The 17,908-nt window shown below is 62.4% G+C and carries 15 protein-coding genes, 2 tRNA genes and 2 pseudogenes; 10 read left to right on the top strand and 9 right to left on the bottom strand.

Features of this window, described 5'->3' with window-relative positions; translation table 11 throughout:
• Positions 1-305 (top strand): annotated as a pseudogene (locus Q362_RS18980) (hypothetical protein); the annotation flags it as partial.
• Between the two features lie 723 nt (positions 306-1,028).
• Here the strand turns inward: Q362_RS18980 and Q362_RS24815 are convergent.
• Positions 1,029-1,258, bottom strand: a pseudogene (locus Q362_RS24815) (addiction module antitoxin).
• 172 nt (positions 1,259-1,430) lie between these two features.
• Here Q362_RS24815 and Q362_RS0103760 point away from each other — a divergent pair.
• Entirely contained in the window at positions 1,431-1,709 is a 279-nt protein-coding gene (locus Q362_RS0103760) for a type II toxin-antitoxin system TacA family antitoxin (RefSeq protein WP_028317596.1), read from the top strand.
• Positions 1,697-2,206 carry a GNAT family N-acetyltransferase gene (locus Q362_RS22695; RefSeq protein ID WP_084312248.1) on the top strand — a complete coding sequence of 170 codons (510 nt, stop codon included), beginning with the start codon at positions 1,697-1,699 and terminating at the stop codon, positions 2,204-2,206. The genes Q362_RS0103760 and Q362_RS22695 overlap by 13 nt, the downstream gene beginning before the upstream one ends.
• Before the next feature lie 49 nt (positions 2,207-2,255).
• Here the strand turns inward: Q362_RS22695 and Q362_RS0103755 are convergent, their stop codons facing one another.
• The 3 genes from Q362_RS0103755 to Q362_RS18975 form a co-directional block, all read right to left on the bottom strand.
• The gene (locus Q362_RS0103755) at positions 2,256-3,350 is read right to left on the bottom strand and encodes a tyrosine-type recombinase/integrase (protein WP_028317595.1); all 1,095 of its coding nucleotides are present in this window, start codon (positions 3,348-3,350) and stop codon (positions 2,256-2,258) included.
• A 135-nt stretch (positions 3,351-3,485) separates the two neighbouring features.
• Positions 3,486-3,562, bottom strand: a tRNA-Arg gene (locus Q362_RS0103750).
• 83 nt (positions 3,563-3,645) lie between these two features.
• Complete coding sequence (locus tag Q362_RS18975) at positions 3,646-4,179, bottom strand: DUF309 domain-containing protein (RefSeq protein ID WP_035215431.1); 534 nt, start codon at positions 4,177-4,179, stop codon at positions 3,646-3,648.
• Between the two features lie 98 nt (positions 4,180-4,277).
• Here Q362_RS18975 and Q362_RS0103740 point away from each other — a divergent pair, with 98 nt between their 5' ends.
• Genes Q362_RS0103740 through Q362_RS0103730 form a run of 3 tightly spaced genes read left to right on the top strand, consistent with a single transcriptional unit; the run spans position 4,278 to position 9,380 of the window.
• Positions 4,278-4,478 carry a DUF1737 domain-containing protein gene (locus Q362_RS0103740; RefSeq protein ID WP_028317594.1) on the top strand — a complete coding sequence of 67 codons (201 nt, stop codon included), beginning with the start codon at positions 4,278-4,280 and terminating at the stop codon, positions 4,476-4,478.
• 16 nt (positions 4,479-4,494) lie between these two features.
• Positions 4,495-5,733: an exonuclease SbcCD subunit D C-terminal domain-containing protein gene (locus Q362_RS0103735; protein WP_028317593.1), complete on the top strand. Its 1,239-nt coding sequence runs from the start codon at positions 4,495-4,497 to the stop codon at positions 5,731-5,733.
• The gene (locus Q362_RS0103730) at positions 5,730-9,380 is read left to right on the top strand and encodes an AAA family ATPase (RefSeq protein ID WP_028317592.1); all 3,651 of its coding nucleotides are present in this window, start codon (positions 5,730-5,732) and stop codon (positions 9,378-9,380) included. The genes Q362_RS0103735 and Q362_RS0103730 overlap by 4 nt, the downstream gene beginning before the upstream one ends.
• A gap of 42 nt (positions 9,381-9,422) precedes the next feature.
• On the opposite strand, the gene Q362_RS0103725 is transcribed toward Q362_RS0103730, so the two are convergent.
• The 5 genes from Q362_RS0103725 to Q362_RS23420 form a co-directional block, all read right to left on the bottom strand.
• On the bottom strand, positions 9,423-10,184 hold the full coding sequence (locus tag Q362_RS0103725; protein ID WP_028317591.1) for an energy-coupling factor ABC transporter ATP-binding protein: 762 nt from the start codon (positions 10,182-10,184) through the stop codon (positions 9,423-9,425).
• Positions 10,181-10,993 (bottom strand): cobalt ECF transporter T component CbiQ, encoded by an 813-nt coding sequence (gene cbiQ / locus Q362_RS0103720; RefSeq protein WP_028317590.1) that lies wholly within the window; start codon positions 10,991-10,993, stop codon positions 10,181-10,183. Before cbiQ ends, Q362_RS0103725 begins: the two co-directional genes overlap by 4 nt.
• A 95-nt stretch (positions 10,994-11,088) precedes the next feature.
• A complete protein-coding gene (locus Q362_RS0103715; protein WP_028317589.1) occupies positions 11,089-12,126 on the bottom strand; it encodes an energy-coupling factor ABC transporter permease in 1,038 nt (345 codons plus the stop codon).
• 247 nt (positions 12,127-12,373) lie between these two features.
• Positions 12,374-13,294, bottom strand: a complete 921-nt coding sequence (locus Q362_RS18970; RefSeq protein WP_084312246.1) for an ABC transporter substrate-binding protein — start codon at positions 13,292-13,294, stop codon at positions 12,374-12,376.
• Between the two features lie 43 nt (positions 13,295-13,337).
• Entirely contained in the window at positions 13,338-13,691 is a 354-nt protein-coding gene (locus Q362_RS23420; protein WP_051553600.1) for a hypothetical protein, read from the bottom strand.
• Positions 13,692-13,811: 120 nt separating this feature from the next.
• Between Q362_RS23420 and Q362_RS0103700 the strand changes: the two genes are divergently transcribed.
• The 4 genes from Q362_RS0103700 (at position 13,812) to Q362_RS21975 (ending at position 17,902) form a co-directional block, all read left to right on the top strand.
• Positions 13,812-13,909, top strand: a tRNA-Sec gene (locus Q362_RS0103700).
• Between the two features lie 241 nt (positions 13,910-14,150).
• The gene (locus Q362_RS23415) at positions 14,151-14,324 is read left to right on the top strand and encodes a hypothetical protein (protein ID WP_157469858.1); all 174 of its coding nucleotides are present in this window, start codon (positions 14,151-14,153) and stop codon (positions 14,322-14,324) included.
• A 346-nt stretch (positions 14,325-14,670) separates the two neighbouring features.
• The gene (locus Q362_RS0103690) at positions 14,671-16,179 is read left to right on the top strand and encodes a cyclic nucleotide-binding domain-containing protein (RefSeq protein ID WP_035215428.1); all 1,509 of its coding nucleotides are present in this window, start codon (positions 14,671-14,673) and stop codon (positions 16,177-16,179) included.
• 7 nt (positions 16,180-16,186) lie between these two features.
• On the top strand, positions 16,187-17,902 hold the full coding sequence (locus tag Q362_RS21975; protein ID WP_051553597.1) for an HD domain-containing phosphohydrolase: 1,716 nt from the start codon (positions 16,187-16,189) through the stop codon (positions 17,900-17,902).
• Positions 17,903-17,908: the final 6 nt, after the last annotated feature.

Below are 17,908 nucleotides of genomic sequence, written 5' to 3'. Positions count from 1 at the left end.
CGCAAACAGCACGCGCCAAACTTGTCGGGTATCTCAAGGGCAACAAGGCGCGCATTGACTACGGCAAATTACGTCGTGGCGGTTATCCGCTGGGGAGCGGAGCTATTGAGAGTGCCAACAAGTTTATCTGCCACGTGCGACTGAAACGTTCGGGGGCCTGGTGGAAGATTGACAACGCCAATAATGTGCTCAAGCTGCGCTGCGCCAAATACAATGCAAAATTCGACGATGTTTTTGAGATGCATCAGGCCGTTAACAGAAAACAGCCGCAGTATAGCGCTGTTACGCTCAAAAGGATCAAATGATGCGCATAACTGTCGGATGCTCCCCATTCTGTAATTTCTGTGAGGAAAAAATTCTTATATTCCTTCAACGAGACCTTCTTTCCCGAGCGATGGATTATCAGAAAGCAATAAAGCACTGTTGATGAAAAGCGTGTCGAGCCGTACCGCTGCATTCAGATTATGAAATACGATATATTCAAAATATTTTCACGGTCGATATCAGCATTTTTTGTCCATATAACCTCCATTTTTACCCACGCTTTGCAGAGTATTTTTCTTCAATTGCGTCATTTGAAATCGACCTTCCATCTCATATTGACTCTCTTGCGAAGTTGACCTTACTTGGCGTAAAAACTTTTCGTTCTACCCGTTTTTTTTTTGCCAGAACATCAAGTTTTTTTTCAATATCATCCGGAAATCTGAGACTAAGCATAGCTTTCTCCTTGTTGGTCAATCCATGTGCTTGCGAGAGACGCTCTCTCTCATACTTGCATGACTTTTTTTATCTAACAAGGTACTCTTTTTCTTTCAGTCGGCATGCCAGGTCTGATGTTTTGATACCAATCAGAACTTAGCTCCGGCTAACCAGAGGAAGAAATCGACCAGGAAGGGGTCTACAAGGCCCCCAGAACGCCCCTTACCCCCGGCAGCGCGAACACCCTTCTTTTTCTCTTGGAGCGGCCACAGCACCGTTTAGCGCGCTCCGAGAGCCCGTCGAACAATGGCGCCACTGCCCCCCAGACTTCACCATGTTTCATCCGCCACGTCTCCAATAAGAGCATTGCACCATTCTGAAGCTTCGGCTTCTTGTTGTTCATCAGCGGCTAGCGCCTGGTATCAGCTTCAAGGGCGGTATCCACTACATGCGGCCTCACCAGATCCTCTATAAACTGACTCATGCGCCGTTTGCCGACTCGCCGGTGAAGCCCGTCGTAAACCTCTTCATTGAGGGTGATGGTTATTCTTCTGCGCATATACTATTCTCCGCCCCGGTCACTCCCGGAAAATTTTCTCATTCATCGCGGCCACCACTCCTCCGACATGCGAAAAGGCGATCGGTCCAATCTTCCCGACGCTTAAGCTCTACGTGTTGACAATGAGCACACGTTGACGTATATTAATCATATACACAGGGGAGGTGTTCTTATGCAGCATGTGGAAACTCGTGAGGCGTCCATCAATATTCGTGCTTTGCGTGCACAAAGGGATTTGATTGACAAGGCTGCGGCAGTGCGAAACAAAACCCGCTCCGACTTCATGCTTGAAGCGGCCTGCCAAGAGGCAGAGAATGTTTTACTGGATAGGAGGTTGTTCCATCTCAGTGAAAATGATTTCGATGCTTTCGAATCAGCAATGAAAGCCCCAATTGCTGACAATCCGGCACTTCGTAAACTTTTAACGAAGAAAGCGCCGTGGGAAAGCTGACAGCCCCGGCACCCATTGAAGCGGTGCATACCGCTGACAACTTTGATTGTGGGATTTCTTCCCTTAATCAATGGATTCGCCAGCAGGCGTTAAAAAACGAGCTGTCTGGCGCTTCCAGGACTTTTGTTGTATGCATCGAAAAGGAGGTGGTCGGTTATTATGCTTTAGCCACGGGAAGCATATTACGGCAGCAGGCTCCAGGGAAAATCAGACGTGAAATGCCTGATCCCATTCCGGTAATGGTATTGGCTCGATTGGCCGTTGATTGTACATGGCAGAAATCGGGTGTTGGCCTCGGGTTGCTGCGAGATGCATTGCTTCGGACCTACAATGTTTCCAGACAAGTGGGGGTTCGCGCTCTGCTGGTCCATGCATTACATGCATTATCGGAAAAAGCCAAAGGATTTTACCTTCGGCATGGTTTTACTCAATCGCCCGTAGATCAAATGACATTGATGCTGAAGATGCAGGATGTCCGGCAAATTCTTGAAACGTAAACAATCCTCCCCTAGCTCAAAACAAGGGGTTTCTTTGCGGCGAACCCTTCTATTCCCCAAAAATTTTCTCATTCATCGCGGCCACCACTCCACCGACATGCGAATCGGAAAGATGGCTGTACCGCTTCACCATGGACAAGGTCTTGTGCCCGAGGATTGCGGCAATATCGAGCAGCGCCGCGCCATTCATGGCCAGGTAGGAAGCAGCGGAATGCCGCAGGTCATGGAAATGAAAATCGGCGATCTCAGCTTTCCTCAATGCCGTCAACCAGGCTGTCCGGATCGATGCCGGGCCGTTGTTCAGGGCTGCTTTGCCAGGGAACACCAGGTGGCTGCCGCCTCGCAGGTTTCTTGTCTTCAGCTCCTGCAGGAGTAAGAGGGCCTTTCCCATCAGATGCACGACCCGGCGTTCACCGTTCTTGGTGTCGTGCAAAGTGATCCGCTGATTTTCAAAATCGACATCCGCCCAGGTCAGATTCATGATCTCGCCATGCCGCATACCGGTTGAGAGCGCCAGCACCACAGCCGGGTAGAGCAACGGGTTGGGGCTGGCCAGGCAGGCGGCAAGAAGGCGCTCTCTTTCGTCATCGGACAAGAAGCGGATGCGTCCCCGAGGTTCCCCCTGTTTTTTGATGCCGTGCGCCGGGTTCACTTCCAACCATTGCCATTCGGTCACGGCGACGGTGAAACAATGCGAGATTGCAGCCATATAGCGGTTGACGGTTGCCGGGCTTCGGCGGCGTTCGGTGGCCACGCTCGCGCCGACCGTCTTCCTGATGGTGTACGGCTCCTTCAAGAGCAGGTCCCGGCCGGCAACGATTTTGGCAGTGGTCACGTCGGCAAGGACGAGATGGCCGATTTGAGCTTTCCAGTAGAGCAGCTGGTTGGTGGTATTGACCTGATCTTTTTTGTTCGGCACAACGTCGGCAATGTATCGGTCTATCATTTCCGCGACGGTATGGCGCTTGGCCTCGACGGTCTTGAAGTAGCGGCCGGCGCGGATCGCGCTCTCGGTTTCCGCCGCCCATTTCTTGGCGTCGGTCTTCCGGGCAAAGGTGGCGGACTGGGCCGGACATCCTTTTAGCCTGATGAGCACACGGTATCTGGTCCCCTTTTTGCCTTTGATCTCCTGAATGTTCGCCATGGTGCACCTCAAAAAAAAGCCGTCCCGGCATTGCCTGCCATGGTTACTTGTTGTGGCTTCTTATTTTCAAGTGCACCAAGAATGCACCAAAAAAAGAAAAAGGGCTAGAGATTTATCCCTAACCCTTTGAATTTCTGGCGCGCCCGGAGGGATTCGAACCCCCGGCACTCGGATTCGAAGTCCGATGCTCTATCCAGCTGAGCTACGGGCGCAACCGCTCATGGCAAAGCAGCGCCATTTTACCCGGAAATCCTGGTCGGCGTCAACCCTGCCCGACCGCGCGTCCGAAAAACAATCAGGCGAGCAGCCGCGGCGGTGACGCCGACGGCGCGCGCAGGGCTGCCAGCAACCGTTCGGGATCGATATACGGCGAGAGGCGATCGCGGTTGGCGACCAGCACCGGCAGGGCCTTGGCCACCATCTTGGCCGCCGCCTCGGCAAAACCGAACTCCCCCTTGATATACACCCCGGCCGCCCGAATCATTGCCTGCAGGAAACTCTTTTCCGTTCCCTCGGCCCGCAGCCAGGCATGTTCGAGGATCTCGTGGACCTCGAACAGCAGGCCGAGGTCCCAGAGCACCAGGCTCCGCCAGAGCGCATCGTCCGGCCCTTCGGCCACCTGCACCAGAAAGCGTCCGTACCGCTCCAGGCGGTCGCCGATATAGGCGACCTGTTCCGGTCCCGGGTCGTCGGCCAGAAACCGGTCGGCGATCTGGCGGGCGGGCGCGAGGCTTTGCGCCGACAAACAGCGCAGCAGGGACGCGGACAGTTCGTTGCGGATATCCCGGCTCAAGCGGTCGCGGAACGGGTCAAAAGGAAATGGTTTCATCTGTCGTGCTCCATGCGGATCAATGGTATAGTGGCTGGTCGGAGAGCCGCCGCCCTGGCGGCTGTGACTATTATACTGGCAACATCAAAGGTGCGAACATGAAACTGTATACCTGTCTGACCGGTCCGGACGACGAAACCTTCTGCAAGCGGGTGTCCGACAAGCTCAATCGCGGCTGGCAGCTCCACGGCGGCCCCACCCTGACCTTCGACGACAAGACGGTGATCGTCGGCCAGGCCCTGGTCAAGGAGGTGGCGGGCGAGGCCTTCACCATGGACACCAAGATCAGCGCCTACTGATTCCCGGCCCGAGGGCATGCGTCTTCTCCACACCTCGGACTGGCACCTGGGCCACCGCTTTCACGGCCGGCAGCGGCACGAGGAGCAGGGCCGCTTTCTCGATTGGCTGGCCGGGTTGATCGAGGAGCAGGCCATCGACGTCCTGCTGGTGGCGGGCGACATCTTCGACACCACCACACCGGGCAGCCGGGCCCAGGCGCTGTACTACCGGCTACTCCATCGTCTGGCTGCCTCGTCCTGCCGGCATGTGGTGATCATCGGCGGCAACCATGACTCCCCCGCCCTGCTGGAGGCACCGCGCGAGCTGCTGCGCCAGCTGGATATCCATGTGGTCGGCATGGCCGGCGACGATCCCGACAGGGAGCTCCTCCTGCTGGGCGACGCTCGGGGCGCGCCCGAGCTGCTGGTCTGCGCCGTGCCCTATCTCCGCGACCGCGACGTCCGCCAGGCCGTGGCCGGAGAAACCCTTGAGGACAAGGGCCGGCAGCAGCGCGAGGCGGTCCGCGTCCACTACCAAAATCTCTGCCTGATGGCCGAGGAGCGGCGCCGTGCCATCGATGCCGACCTGCCGCTGGTGGCGATGGGCCATCTTTTCGTCGCCGGCGGCCGGACCGTCGAGGGCGACGGCGTGCGCGATCTGGCCGTCGGCGGGCTCGATCGGATCGAGGCCGGCTGTTTTCCCGAAACCATCGATTACCTGGCCCTGGGCCATCTCCATATCGGTCAGATGGTGGCCGGCAATCCCAGCCGGCGCTACTGCGGAGCACCGCTGCCGATGAGCTTTGCCGAGGCCGACTCGACCAAGGAGGTCCTGCTGCTCACCGCCGGCGGCCGCGACTTCGCCGTGGAACCGATCAAGGTGCCGCTTTTCCAGCCCCTGGCCTCGCTGCGCGGCGACCTGCCCTTCCTCCTGCGGGAGGTGGAGCGGTTGCGAGCCGCGCAGAACTCCGCCTGGATCGAGTTGGTGTACGAGGGCGACCGGGCCATCCCCGACCTGCGTGAACAGCTGCTGGCAGCGGTGGAGGGTTCGGAGCTGGCCGTGCTGCGCATCCGCAACAACCGGATCTTCGATTACGTGCTCCGGCAGACTCAGGACATCGAATCCCTGGACGATCTCAGCGTGAGCGAGGTCTTCGAGCGCTGCCTGCAGACGAACAATATCGAGGAGGCGCAGCGGCAGGTGCTCCGCGCCGCCTTTGCCGAGATCGTCGACGCCCTCGGCACAGAAGAGGGCGGGTCGGAGGGCCAGCCGTGAGAATCCTGGCCATTCGTCTGCGCAATCTCAACTCCCTGGCCGGTTCCTGGGCCATCGACTTCACCGCGCCCGAGTTTGCCGCCGCAGGCATCTTCGCCATCACCGGCCCCACCGGCGCCGGCAAATCGACCATCCTGGACGCGATCTGCCTGGCCCTGTTCGCCCGCACCCCGCGCCTCGGCCACATCAGCAAGGGCAGTAACGAGATCATGGCCCGACGGACGGGCGACTGCTTCGCCGAGGTCGAATTCGAGACCGGCCAGGGCCGCTTTCGCTGCCATTGGGCCCAGCACCGGGCCCGGCGCAGCCCCAGCGGCGAACTGCAAGCCCCCAAACACGAGATTGTCGACGCCCGCACCGGCAAGGTGCTGGAAACCAGGAGCAAGGAGGTCGGCCGGCTGGTGGAGCAGGTGACCGGCATGGACTACGACCGATTCACCCGTTCGATCCTCCTGGCCCAGGGCGATTTCGCCGCCTTCCTCGAAGCGGATGCCGACCAGCGCGCGCCGCTCCTCGAACAGATCACCGGAACCGGCATCTATTCGCGCATCTCCATGGCCGTGCACGAACGGACCGGTGCGGAGCGGCAACAGACCGCCCTGCTGCGGGAAGCCATGGGGCGGATCGTCCTGCTCGACGAGGCCGAAGAACGGGAGCTGACCGCCGCAATCAGCGCGGGACAGGCCACGGCGGCGGCGCTGGGGGAGCGGCTGGACCGCTTGAACCAGACCCTGCACCGGCTGACGGCCATCGCCTCGCTGCATACTCAGCTGGCCGAAACGGACCGGTTGCTGGAGGATTGGGCCCGCCGCCGGGAAGCAGCCCAGGCGGACCTGGACCGGCTCGATCGGGGCCGGCGCGCCCAGACCCTGCTGGCCGAGCACACCCAGTGGCGCCAGAGCGAGGAGCGGCTCGCGGTGTTGCGCGCCAGGGAGGCCACCGTTCGCGTCGATCTGGGCCGGCTGCGGCAGGAGCGACACCGGATTGCCACCGCCCATGATCAGGCCCAACAGGCGATGGCGGCAGCGACGGCGCGCCAACAGCAGGAAGCCGGGACGATCACCGCCGTCCGCGCCCTTGACCTCCGGCTCTACGAAAAGCGCCAGGTCATGGCACAGCACCGGGCCACCCGGCAGCAAAGCGAGCGGGAGCGGGACGAGACCCTGCGGCAGCAACGCGATCTGCAACAACAACGTACCAAAATCGCGGCTGAACAGGAACGGTTGGCCGTTTTCTTCCGCGACCATGGCCAGGATGGCCTGCTGGTGGAGCAGTTGGCCGGATTGCGCCAGCAGTTGCAGCAACTGGACACCAGGGAAAAGGAACTGCCGGTTCTGGAGCAGACCCTCGCGACCCGATGCGCTGCCCGCGTCGACGCCCAGCAGCGGACTGCCCGTCTGGAGCGGGAACTGCACCAGGCAGCCGAGGAACTGGCCCAATCGCGGCAACGGCAGCAGGACCTGCTGACACAGCGGGACAGGCTCCTGGCCGGACAGGACCTGTCCGGCTGGCGGCAACAGGTGGAACGGGAGATGGAGCGATGGCGCCAACTGGAGTTGGCCGCCGATCTTTTGTCCGGGCAGCAGGCCCTTGCGGCGGAACTCGCCGACCTGGAACGATCGCGTCAGGAGTTGCGGGTGCAGGAGCAACACTGCGCGGACGAACTCCGCCGGCTGGAAGAACAGCGGCAGCTCCGGGAAGATCTGCTGCGGCAGTGCGAACGGAACCAGCAGTTGAGCGCGCGCATCCGGACCTTCGAGGAGGAGCGCCAACACCTGCGTCCGGGCGCGCCCTGCCCGCTGTGCGGCGCCACCCATCATCCCTGGGCCGAGGAACAGCCAGTGCCGGATGACGACGAGGAGGCGGTCGTCCGGGCACGGGCCGACCTGGACGAAGCGGGCGCGACCTTGGCCAAGGTCCGGGAAACGCTGGCCGGACTGGCCAGGGACATCGAGCACACCGACCTGGCCCTAACCAGGGCACGGCAGAAACAGGACGAAGGGACAGCGCGGCTGTCGCCCCTGCTGGCCCTGTTCGGTTCGGCCGACGAGGCGATCCGGCTGCGGGCACAGGGAGCGAACCAGGTGGAGGAGCTGCGCCGGCGGGTGCAGGCGATCGACCAAGTGGAAGATGAGCTGCACGCGGCCCGCACCCAGGGGGAACAGGTCACGGCCCGCCACCACGATCTCCAGCAGCAGGCGCAGGCAGCCCGCCACGATGCCACGGCCATCGACACCGAGGTGCAGCGGCTCGAGCAGCAGGTCCGGGACGATTGCTCCTGGCTGGCGGCCTGCCGCACCGCTCTTGTCCATCAATTGCAGCCCCTGGGGATCGAGGGCGTGTCGCCGGGCCAGGCCGACGCTCTGCTCCGCCACCTGGAAGCCCGCCTGCAAACCTGGAAGGAACAGCAGGCGAGCGATGAGCAGCTCAAGGCGCAGCAGAATCGGGTGCGGGCGGATCAGGGCACGCTCGACCGACTGCTCACGGCCATCGACCAATCCCTGGCGCAGCAGGCGGCGCACCTGGCGGAGCTTACGCGCGAGGTCGACGGGTTGCAGGCAGAACGGCACGGACAGTACGACGACCGCGATCCGGATGTGGAGGAACAGCGGCTCCGCGCCGAGGTGGAGCAGGCGAAAACACAGGAACGGGCGGTCCGCGCCCGCCTGGCCGAGTCCGACAGGCAGGTGCACGGCCTGGAGGAGCAGGCGCGGCTTATCGCCGAAGAACTGGCGATCCTGGTGCCCGCGAGCCAGGCGCAGCAGGCCCGGCTGCTCGACCTGCTGCCCGGCACCGGTTTCGCCGGTCTGGACGATTTCGAGGCTGCCCTGATGCCGCCGGCGACCCTGGCCACCCTGGATGCGCGCAAACAGGATTTGGACAGGGAGCAGGCCGAACTCGCCGCCCGGCGGGCCGAACAGAAGGCCGCCCTGATGCGGGAAGAGGAGCAGCGCCAGGATGGCCGCAACCGGGAGGAGGTGCTGGCCGAACAGGCGGAACTCAGTCGCGAACTGGAGGTCGTGCAGCAGCACATCGGCGCCAGCCGGGAACGGCTGGCGGCCAACGACCGGCACCGGCACGAGTTCGCGGCCCGGCAGCAGGCCCTGGCCGCGCAGCAGAAGGAACTGGAGCGCTGGGAACTGCTCCACCTGCTGATCGGCTCGGCCGACGGCAAAAAGTTCCGGGTCTTTGCCCAGGGCCTGACCTTCGAGGTGATGATCAGTCACGCCAACCGCCAGCTGCGCCGGATGAGCGACCGCTACCTGCTCCTCCGCGACCCCGGGGAACCCCTGGCCCTGCAGGTGATCGACAACTACCAGGCCGGGGAGATCCGCTCCACCCGCAACCTCTCCGGCGGCGAGAGTTTCCTGGTCAGCCTGGCCCTGGCTCTGGGGCTGTCCGCCATGGCCAGCCACACCGTCCGGGTCGATTCCCTCTTCCTCGACGAAGGCTTCGGCTCGCTCGACGAGGAAAGCCTGGACATCGCCCTCCAGACCCTGGCCGAGCTCCGCCAGGACGGCAAGTTGATCGGCATCATCTCCCATGTGCCGCAGCTCCGCGACCGTATCGACGTCCGCATCCGGGTGCAGCCGGGACCGGGCGGCACCAGTGGCCTGCTCGGGCCGGGCTGTAGCCGTCTTGCCTGATCGGGCGATCCGATCAGAAGCGTTCGTTTTTCTCCGTAGAGATCAACTCTCCGCGTCGCGGCCGCACACCGGGCAGGCTTGCAGGCGCAGCGGTTTTTCCAGATGGCTTACCGCCAGCAGTTGCTCGTCGGCGAAGATGTCGCGGGTGGGGCCGTCGGCCATGATCCGGCCTTCCCGCAGGACAATGGTCCGCGTGCAGAGATCGAGCACCAGATCGAGATCGTGGGTGGCGATGATTGTGGTGTGGTGGAACCCGGCCAGCAGTTCGATCAGCGTTCGCCGGGCACGGGGATCGAGACTGGACGAGGGCTCGTCCATGATCAGGATGTCGGGCGCCATGACCAGCACGGTGGCGATGGCAGCTAGGCGCTTTTCGCCGCCGGACAGCTTGTAGGGCGGGCGGTCCCGGAGATGGGCCGCGCCGACGCGGTGCAGGGCCGCGGTCACCCGCCGCTCGACCTCGTCCGGCGGCAGACCCAGGTTGAGCGGGCCGAAGGCGACATCCTCGGCCACGGTGGGCATGAACAACTGGTCGTCCGGGTCCTGGAAAATCATGCCCACCGTGCGGCGGATATCGGCCAAGGTGGCCTTGGCGAGCGGATAATCGCCGATGCGTACCGTGCCGTTCTGCGGAATCAGGGAGCCGTTAAGGTGGAGGAGCAGGGTCGACTTGCCGGCCCCGTTGGCGCCGACCACGGCCACCGATTCGCCGTGACGGATGCAGAGGGAGACGCCGCGCACCGCCTCGGTGCCGTCCGGGTAGGTGTGGGTCAGGTCCAAGACCTCGACGAGAGGCGGATTCATGCGATCAGACCGGTCACCAGCCGGCCCAGGAGCAGCGGGCCATCAACGGCACGCAGGACGAGGAGCGCGCCTCCGCAGAGGGCCAGCACCAGCAGGTCGCGGCCGGTCAGGCGCGATGGCCGGCAGGTGCGGATGGTGCCGTCGAAGCCCCGGCAGCGCATGGCCAGATGGATGCGCTGGGCGCGATCCAGGGTGCGGAGCAGCAAACTGCCGAGCAGCGGGCCCAAGGTCCGCATCTCCAAGCCCCGGCCCTGAAAGGAACGGAGCCTCCTGGCCCGGTCCATCCGCCGGCCTTCCTCCACAAGCACAAAAAGATAGCGGTGGAGGAGCAGCAACTGCACGGCAAAGACCCTGGGCATGCCCAGTTGTTCCAGGGCCATGCAGACCGCGTTGAAGCCGGTGGTGGCGATCAGCGCCAGCACGGCGCCGACGGTCAGGCAGAAGCGGAGCAACAGGGACAACAGGGAGAGCCAGCCGCCGGCAATCGTGAGGGTGCCGAGCTGCATCAGGGGCTGCTGGTCGTAGACGGGATTGAACAGGCCGACCAGGAGGGCCAGGGGCGCGACCAGGATCAATTTCTTCAGGACAAAACCGGCCGGGATGCCGCCCAGGCCGAGGACCAGGGTCAGGAAGAAGGCAAAGGGCAGCATGCCGGCGATCGCGTACTTGTCGAAGGAAACCACGCAGATCAGAAAGGTCAGGGTGATCAGCACCTTGACCCGGGGGTCGAGCCGGTGCACCACCGAATCCCGGCCGGCGAGGTGGTCGAGGCGATGGAGATCGAGAAAGGCGGAGTCGACGGCGGCCATGTTACCACTCACTCTTGCGCATCGTTGCGGGCCAAAAGCAGGGCGACGGCTGATGCCGCCATCTGTCCCCGGCCGCCTGTTGCCGCTGCCATCGGCTAGGCGGTCCGGCGGCGTTTTCTGAACACCAAACCGAGCCCGATGGTCACCAGGAGTGTGAGACCGCCGCCGACCAGCCCTGCGACCGTGGTGCCCGAATCCACGGCCGGCCAGGCGGGCTCAGCCGCTTGTTCGGCTGCGGCTGCCTGTTCGCCGGTCCGGAAGGCATAGTCGGGCAGGAAAGCCGTCTTTTCCTGGAAACCGGCGAGCAGCCCATAAATGCCCTCCGCCGGCTCGTCCAGCTCATCCTTGCCCGTGGCCTGCGCGATCGACCATTCCAGACCGTCGGGAAAGCTCGACGCGAACCAGGAGAAGACCCCGCCGGTGAGGACCGCCGCCACGGCAAGACCGGCCAGCACCCTGGCGATGGGCAGTGAGCCCAGCGGGCGGGTGGTGGCGGCAGACTCGAGGATCTCCGGCCGGGCCTGCCAGACAAAGGTGACCACCGCGGCGGTGACCAGGCCCTCCACCAGGCCGATGGCCAGATGAATGGGCAGCATCGCCCAGAGAAACGCCTGCAGCGGCAACTCGGCGATGCCGGAAAGAACGGTTTCGCCCACCACCCCCAAGGCGCCGAGTTGCAGGCCGACGATGGCGGCGACAATGGATGCGATGACGATGCGCGTCCGGCTTGTGCCGTTGCCGGCAAGGGGTTTGTACAGCAGGGGATAGGCGATGAAGCAGGAAAAGACGCCGAGGTTGAAGATATTGCATCCCAGGGCGAGCAGGCCGCCGTCGGCAAAAAAGAGGGCCTGGACGACGAGCACCGAGGCAATGGTCAGAAAGGCCGCGTAGGGGCCGAGCAGGATGGCCAGCAGCAGGCCGCCGCCGATGTGGCCGGAGGAACCCGTGGCCGGGATGGTGAAATTAATCATCTGGGCGGTGAAGATGAAGGCGCCGAGCACCCCCATCAGCGGAATTTTCCGGTCATCGAGGTCCTGCTGCACCTTTTTGGCGCACCAGGCGATGGTACCGGCGGTGGCGGCCCAGAAGGTGCCGCCCACTGCGGGCGAGAGAAGTGCGTCGGCCATGTGCATGCTCGTGTCCCCCTTCTTGCGCAGATGCCGGCTGCGGCTGCGGTCAAGACCGGATGCCGGCGGTTGATAACACAAATCAAGGCTCGATATTACGCCTGTGTGTTACAGAATCGCTTTCCGTGTGTCAAACAAAAAAACGACCCTGCGGCCGGGGACACATTCGACGTTCCAGGCGCTTCCGGGCAGACAGCCGACGGGGACGCAATCGTTTCCGTCTCAGGGGTGATGCACGCGGCGGGTGAAGGGATCAGGGCGGGATGGCCGCCCCTGGGTGGATCAGGCGGGCGATGGTGATGAGGGTGTCGGCAAAGGTGAGCGGCGAGGGACTGCACACCAGATCAGGGTCCAGAACGTGCACCCGGCCGGCCCGCACCGCCCCGATGGCGGGATATGCCAGCCAGCGCCGCCGTTCCTCGGCACCGACGCCGTGTTCGGTGCCCATGACCGCGATGATGATCAGATCCGGATTGAGGGCCATGACCTGTTCCATCTTCATCGCCCCGGAACGCAATTCGCCGGCCACATTGATTCCGCCGCCCAGTTCGATGAAATCGTTGGTGAACGAACTCTTCACCGACGAAAACAGGGGATGGGCGCCGACCTGGAGAAAGACCTTGGGTCGGGGCAAGTCCGCGACGGCCTGGAGAACCGCCTCCACCTTTTCCCTGGCCTGGACCACAATCGCCTCGGCCTCTGCCTTTCTGCCCAGCAACTGCCCGAGGCGAAGGAAATGAGCGCAAATATCGGCGAAAGAGGCTGGCTGGCGGAAGACTTCCACCCGATAGCCCAGCTGGCGCAGCTTTTCGATCTGCGGCGGCGGCGTCAGGTTACTGGCCAGGATCAACTGGGGACGCAGGGAGACGATCTTCTCGATGCTCAACTCCTGCACCGAGCCAACCTTGACCTTGTCGAGGGCCGCTGGCGGCCGCTGGCAATAGATGGTGTTGCCCACCAGGCTATCGCCCGACCCGAGCAGGTAAATATTTTCGGTGAGCAAGGGGCCGAGGGAGACGATACGCTCGAACATCCGCCCTGGTCCCGCCGCAACATCCGCCCCTGCTGCTGCGGCCGGAACAAGGAAAAGGGCCGCCAGCAGCAAGCCGGCGATGGCGGCCGGAATACGCCGAGCACCGATGTTGGGCCTGCCTTCCGGCCGGCGCTGTCCCATGGCCGGTCACCACGAAAAGGAAAAGACGGGAACCAACCCGCGATCAGATGACATCGTCGTCGCTCAGATCGTCATCCTCGTCGATTTCGCCGTCGAGATCGTCCTCGCTGTCGTCAACATACTCGTCGCGTTCTTCGAACTCATCCTCGTCATCCGGGGAAATTTCCGGCGTCGAGCTGTCATCCGCCGCGCGAACGGCCTTCGGGATTTTCGATTCCGGCAGAACGAATTCCCGAATTTTTTCCACTTCATCGGGCAGAAGAAGATCAGCCTTGCAGATCGGACACCCTTTGATGTGTTGATCGACAAACTGCATCATCCGGGCCGGTGCCATGGTTTCCTGCTTGACCCGGAGGTACCAGTCCTTGATCAGGCGTATCAGTTGTTCACATTCCATTGACAATCTGGACGTTTGCTTTTTCGGCTCTTTTTGGATTTCGTGCCGGCCCCCCTTCTGGGCGCAGGACAAGAAAAAGTTGTTTTTCCGGACGACAACCGGTAGATTTTGCAGGCACGGGGAAGTGGAAAGGGCGCTGGTGGCTCTCCCGGACTTCAAATCCGGTGTGCCGGGTGAATAGCCCGGCAGGTGGGTTCGATTCCCATGCACTTCCGCCATTTCAACAATCATTCCGGAAATCAAGCAGAAACATTTCTCCTCCCCGGAACCTTCCCGCCCGTCTACGTGGCCGGCGGTGCCGCATTCTAACCTATCCCGTCAAACGAAAAAAGGGGAAAGCGTGTTTATGAAAAAACGTTGTAGAGTGCAGCCGGCGACCGGTGCCACCCGACCCTGCATCGGCACGGTGCTGCGCGGTGGGGCCGGCCGCCCCCACTTCTCTCCCCAGCCAGGACAACGATGAGAGACAACGTTTTCTGGGCCATGTTCGGTTTCCTGATCGGGGTGTGTTTTCTGGCGGCGATGCAGGGAAGCTACGAACGCCCCACCAAATGGGAGGACGGCGGCGTCATCGTCCACAAGGGGCAGCCCTACAAGCTGCAGATACTGGAGTTGTCCGGCGACAAGAGATGAACCTGTCCCTTGCCCGCAGGCAGGTCAGGCGGGCGTGGCATGAGCCGTCAGCGCCTGAAGTTTTTTCCGGTTGTTTCTTGAACACGAAATCACTCCATGGACCGCGGCGCGCGCCCATGTTCAGCACCCCCCTTTTATCCGATACAATTCCATCGCCCCCCCTTGATTTGTCCCTGAAATGTAAGGCACAATACGCTGACGGCGCCGGTTGTCCCCCTTGCGGGATTCCGACCGCACGCCTCGTCTTCGCGGCGCCCGGGAGCAGGCAGGGTGCTTTCGGCTCCGCACCGGCGTTCACGTGCCCGTGGCGCCCACCATCGATTCCCCTCTGCTGAAGGAGTACCTTATGCGACCTCTTGATTCGACACCGGTTTCGTCCACCTCTCCGTCAGACCTGTTGGCCACCGTGCTCGCCTTTGCCGTTGTCCGTTCCTTTCACGAGGGCGAGCCCATCCTGGCTCCGGGTTCGGCAACCGATGCCTTCTATTTTCTGGTCGACGGGGCGGTGGAGGTCAGCTACACCGACCGGTCCGACACCCGGATCACGGTCGCCTTGATCGGCGCCGGCGAATTTTTCGGCGAGATCGGCTTTTTCGACGGCGAATCTCGGGTGCGGGACATCCGGGCGGCGGGAGAGGCCCGCATCGCCGTCTTCGACACCGAAGTGATGACCGCCCTCCGTTCCCGGCATGCCGAACTCTTCACCGACTTCATCCTCCTGCTCACCCAGAAGATCTGCGGCAAATTCCGCCGAATCGCCGGCGAGAGCGAACCGATCGCCGGATACGCCGACTCTCTTTCCACCCGGCATGCCAGCCGGTATACCGAGGCCAGGCCCCTGCCCGCTCCCCTGCTGCGTTCCTCCCCCTGGCATCAGATCGGCAGCCGGATGGAAGCCTTCAAATCCGAATTGTTCAACCTCTCCCACCATCTCCAAAAAATCGAGGCAGAGGGAAAACAGGACCCGGAAAGCGAAGCCCGCTGCATCGCCGTTCTCGCCGAACTCAACGCCGCCCTGCCCGATTTTGCCCAAACCATGACCGGCAGCGGCTACGAAGAGGTCCTATGGGGCTATGTGTTCAAGGAAATGTTTCCCTACCTGATGCGCAGTCGTTTCGCCGAACGCGCCTATTTCAAGCCCAAGGGCTATGCCGGCGATTTTCTCATGATGGAGCATATTTACGAAGACATCCCCAAGGGAGAGGGAAAGGTCGGCGAGATCATCGATGCCTTCTGCCTCCAGCGCCCCGGTTCCCAGGCCATTCGCGGCAGGCGCATGCTGCTGCGGGATGCGCTCGCCCGGCTCAGCCGCGCCAACGCCGAACGCGGCGCCACCACCCGGATCATGAACCTAGCCTGCGGCCCGAACCGGGAGCTCTTCGATTTCCTCGCCGCCTGCGAATACAGCGACACCATCGAGGCCCTCTGCGTCGACATCGATTCCGAGGCCCTGCAATACACCAATCAATACGTCAACATCTTCCCGCACCTGGCCTCGATCCGGCTGATGCGGGAAAACGTCATCAAATGGTCCCTGGGCCGGGCCACCCATCACATCGACCCGCTCGACATCATCTATTCGGCCGGCCTCTGCGACTACCTCGATCCGCGTCTGTTCCGGGCCCTGATCACCCAATGCCACCGCCATCTCAAGCCGGGTGGCACCCTGCTGCTGGGCAACTTCACCGCGTATCCAGACTCGCTCTTTCTCGACAAGTTGCTGAAATGGGAGCTGATCTACCGGACCGAAGAGGAGTTGAAGGAGCTGTTCGCGCCCACCCCCTTCGGCGAACGGGTCACGGTCATCGCCGAGCAGGCGCAGGTCAATCTGTTCGCGGTGGCCACCAAGGACTGAAACCGTCATGGAGCGGCCAGCGGCCACCGCACCGGCCGAGTGCACCCACGAACTCCATGCCCTTTTCGTGCAGCGGACCCATGTGTGCCTGTGGCTGGGCATGGTGTTCTTTCCTCTGTTCTCGATCCTCGATTACCTCTACTGCCGTTCTTTCTTCACCCTGTTCCTGACCTATCGCCTTTGTTTTGTCCTCCTGCTCGCCGGTCTCCTCCTGTTCCTCAAAACCGCCGCGGGCGTGCGGCACGCCCGTGCCGTCATGGCCGTCGCCTTGCTGTTCGGGACCCTGGCCATCTCTCTCATGACCGTCAAACTGGACGGTTTCGTCTCCGGATACTATGTCGGCATCCTCCTGATGGTCGCCGGTGCCTTTTCCGTCCTGCCCCTGCATGCCGTCCGGGCACTGCTCCTGGGCAGCGCCATGTATCTGGTCTATGTCGTCACCGTGGCCTTCTTTGTCCAACCCATCGATGCCCGGCAGCTCGGCGCGCTGGTCAGCAACAGCGTCTTCTTTTTCTCCCTGGTCATCGTCACGGCCCTGCAATGTTTCGACGAGATCCAGACAATCATCCGTTCGCTCCGGACCAAGAAAAGCCTGCAGGCGATCCACGCCGAACTCAGGCAGTACACCGGCGACCTCGAGGCCCTGGTGCAGCAACGGGTGGAGATGCTGGAGGAATCCGATCTCAAATTCCACGATCTCTACAACACCATCCCGGATCTCGTCGTCCTGCTCAACGAAGCGGGGACCATCCGCATGATCAACCGGCACGGTGCCTTCTTGCTCGAACAGACGCCGGAAGAACTGGAGGAGACGTCGCTTGTTGACTGCATCCCTCCGCAATACCGCCAGGTTTTCTCCGACGAAGTGCTGGATCGTCTGCAGCGGGGAGAGACGGTGCAAGGGGTGCAGGTGCAGCTGCACACCCGTTCAGGCCGCACCATCGAGGCGGAACTGAGCGGCAGCAGGGTGGAACTGGCCGGGGAATCCGGGCATTACCAGTTGATCATCCGCGATATTTCCCAAACCAAGGAGATCGAGCGGCAGGTGATCGAATCCGGGCAACTGCTCGACACCTCCCGGCGGGCCGCCATTTTCGGCCTGGCCCGGTTGGCCGAGTGCCGGGACGACAGCACCGGCGCCCATCTGCTCCGCATCCGGGAATACACCCGGATCCTCGCCCTGGGGCTGGCGGAGAATCCCAGGTTCAGGCCCATCGTCACCGGCCAGTTCATCGAGGATTTATGTTTGTCCTCGGTTCTCCACGACATCGGCAAGGTCGGCATTCCCGATGCCATTCTGCTGAAACCCGATCTCCTTTCCGAAGCGGAGTTCGAAACCATGAAACGCCATTGCCAGTACGGCAGCAATGCCCTCGCCTCGGCGGAACACGATGCGGAAGGACTCGGGTTTCTCCGGATGGGAGAGGAAATAGCCCTCTACCATCACGAACGGTGGGACGGCACCGGCTATCCGACCGGCCTCGCCGGCACCGCCATTCCGCTGTCAGCGCGGATAGTGGCGCTTGCCGACGTGTATGACGCCCTGACCTCGAGCCGCTGCTACAAACCCGCCCTCCACCATGAACAGGCCCGGATGCTCATTGTCCGGGAGAGCGGCCGCCAGTTCGACCCGGCGGTCGTCAATGCCTTTGTGCGGAGGGAGCGCGACTTCAAGGCCGCCAGGCGCGATCTCCTGATGCAGACTCCCCCGCCGCCGCTCTGACAAGGA

This window comes from Desulfobulbus elongatus DSM 2908 (genome assembly GCF_000621145.1).
In the GTDB taxonomy this organism is placed as follows: domain Bacteria; phylum Desulfobacterota; class Desulfobulbia; order Desulfobulbales; family Desulfobulbaceae; genus Desulfobulbus; species Desulfobulbus elongatus.
This window is presented reverse-complemented; position numbering and strand designations above follow the sequence as displayed.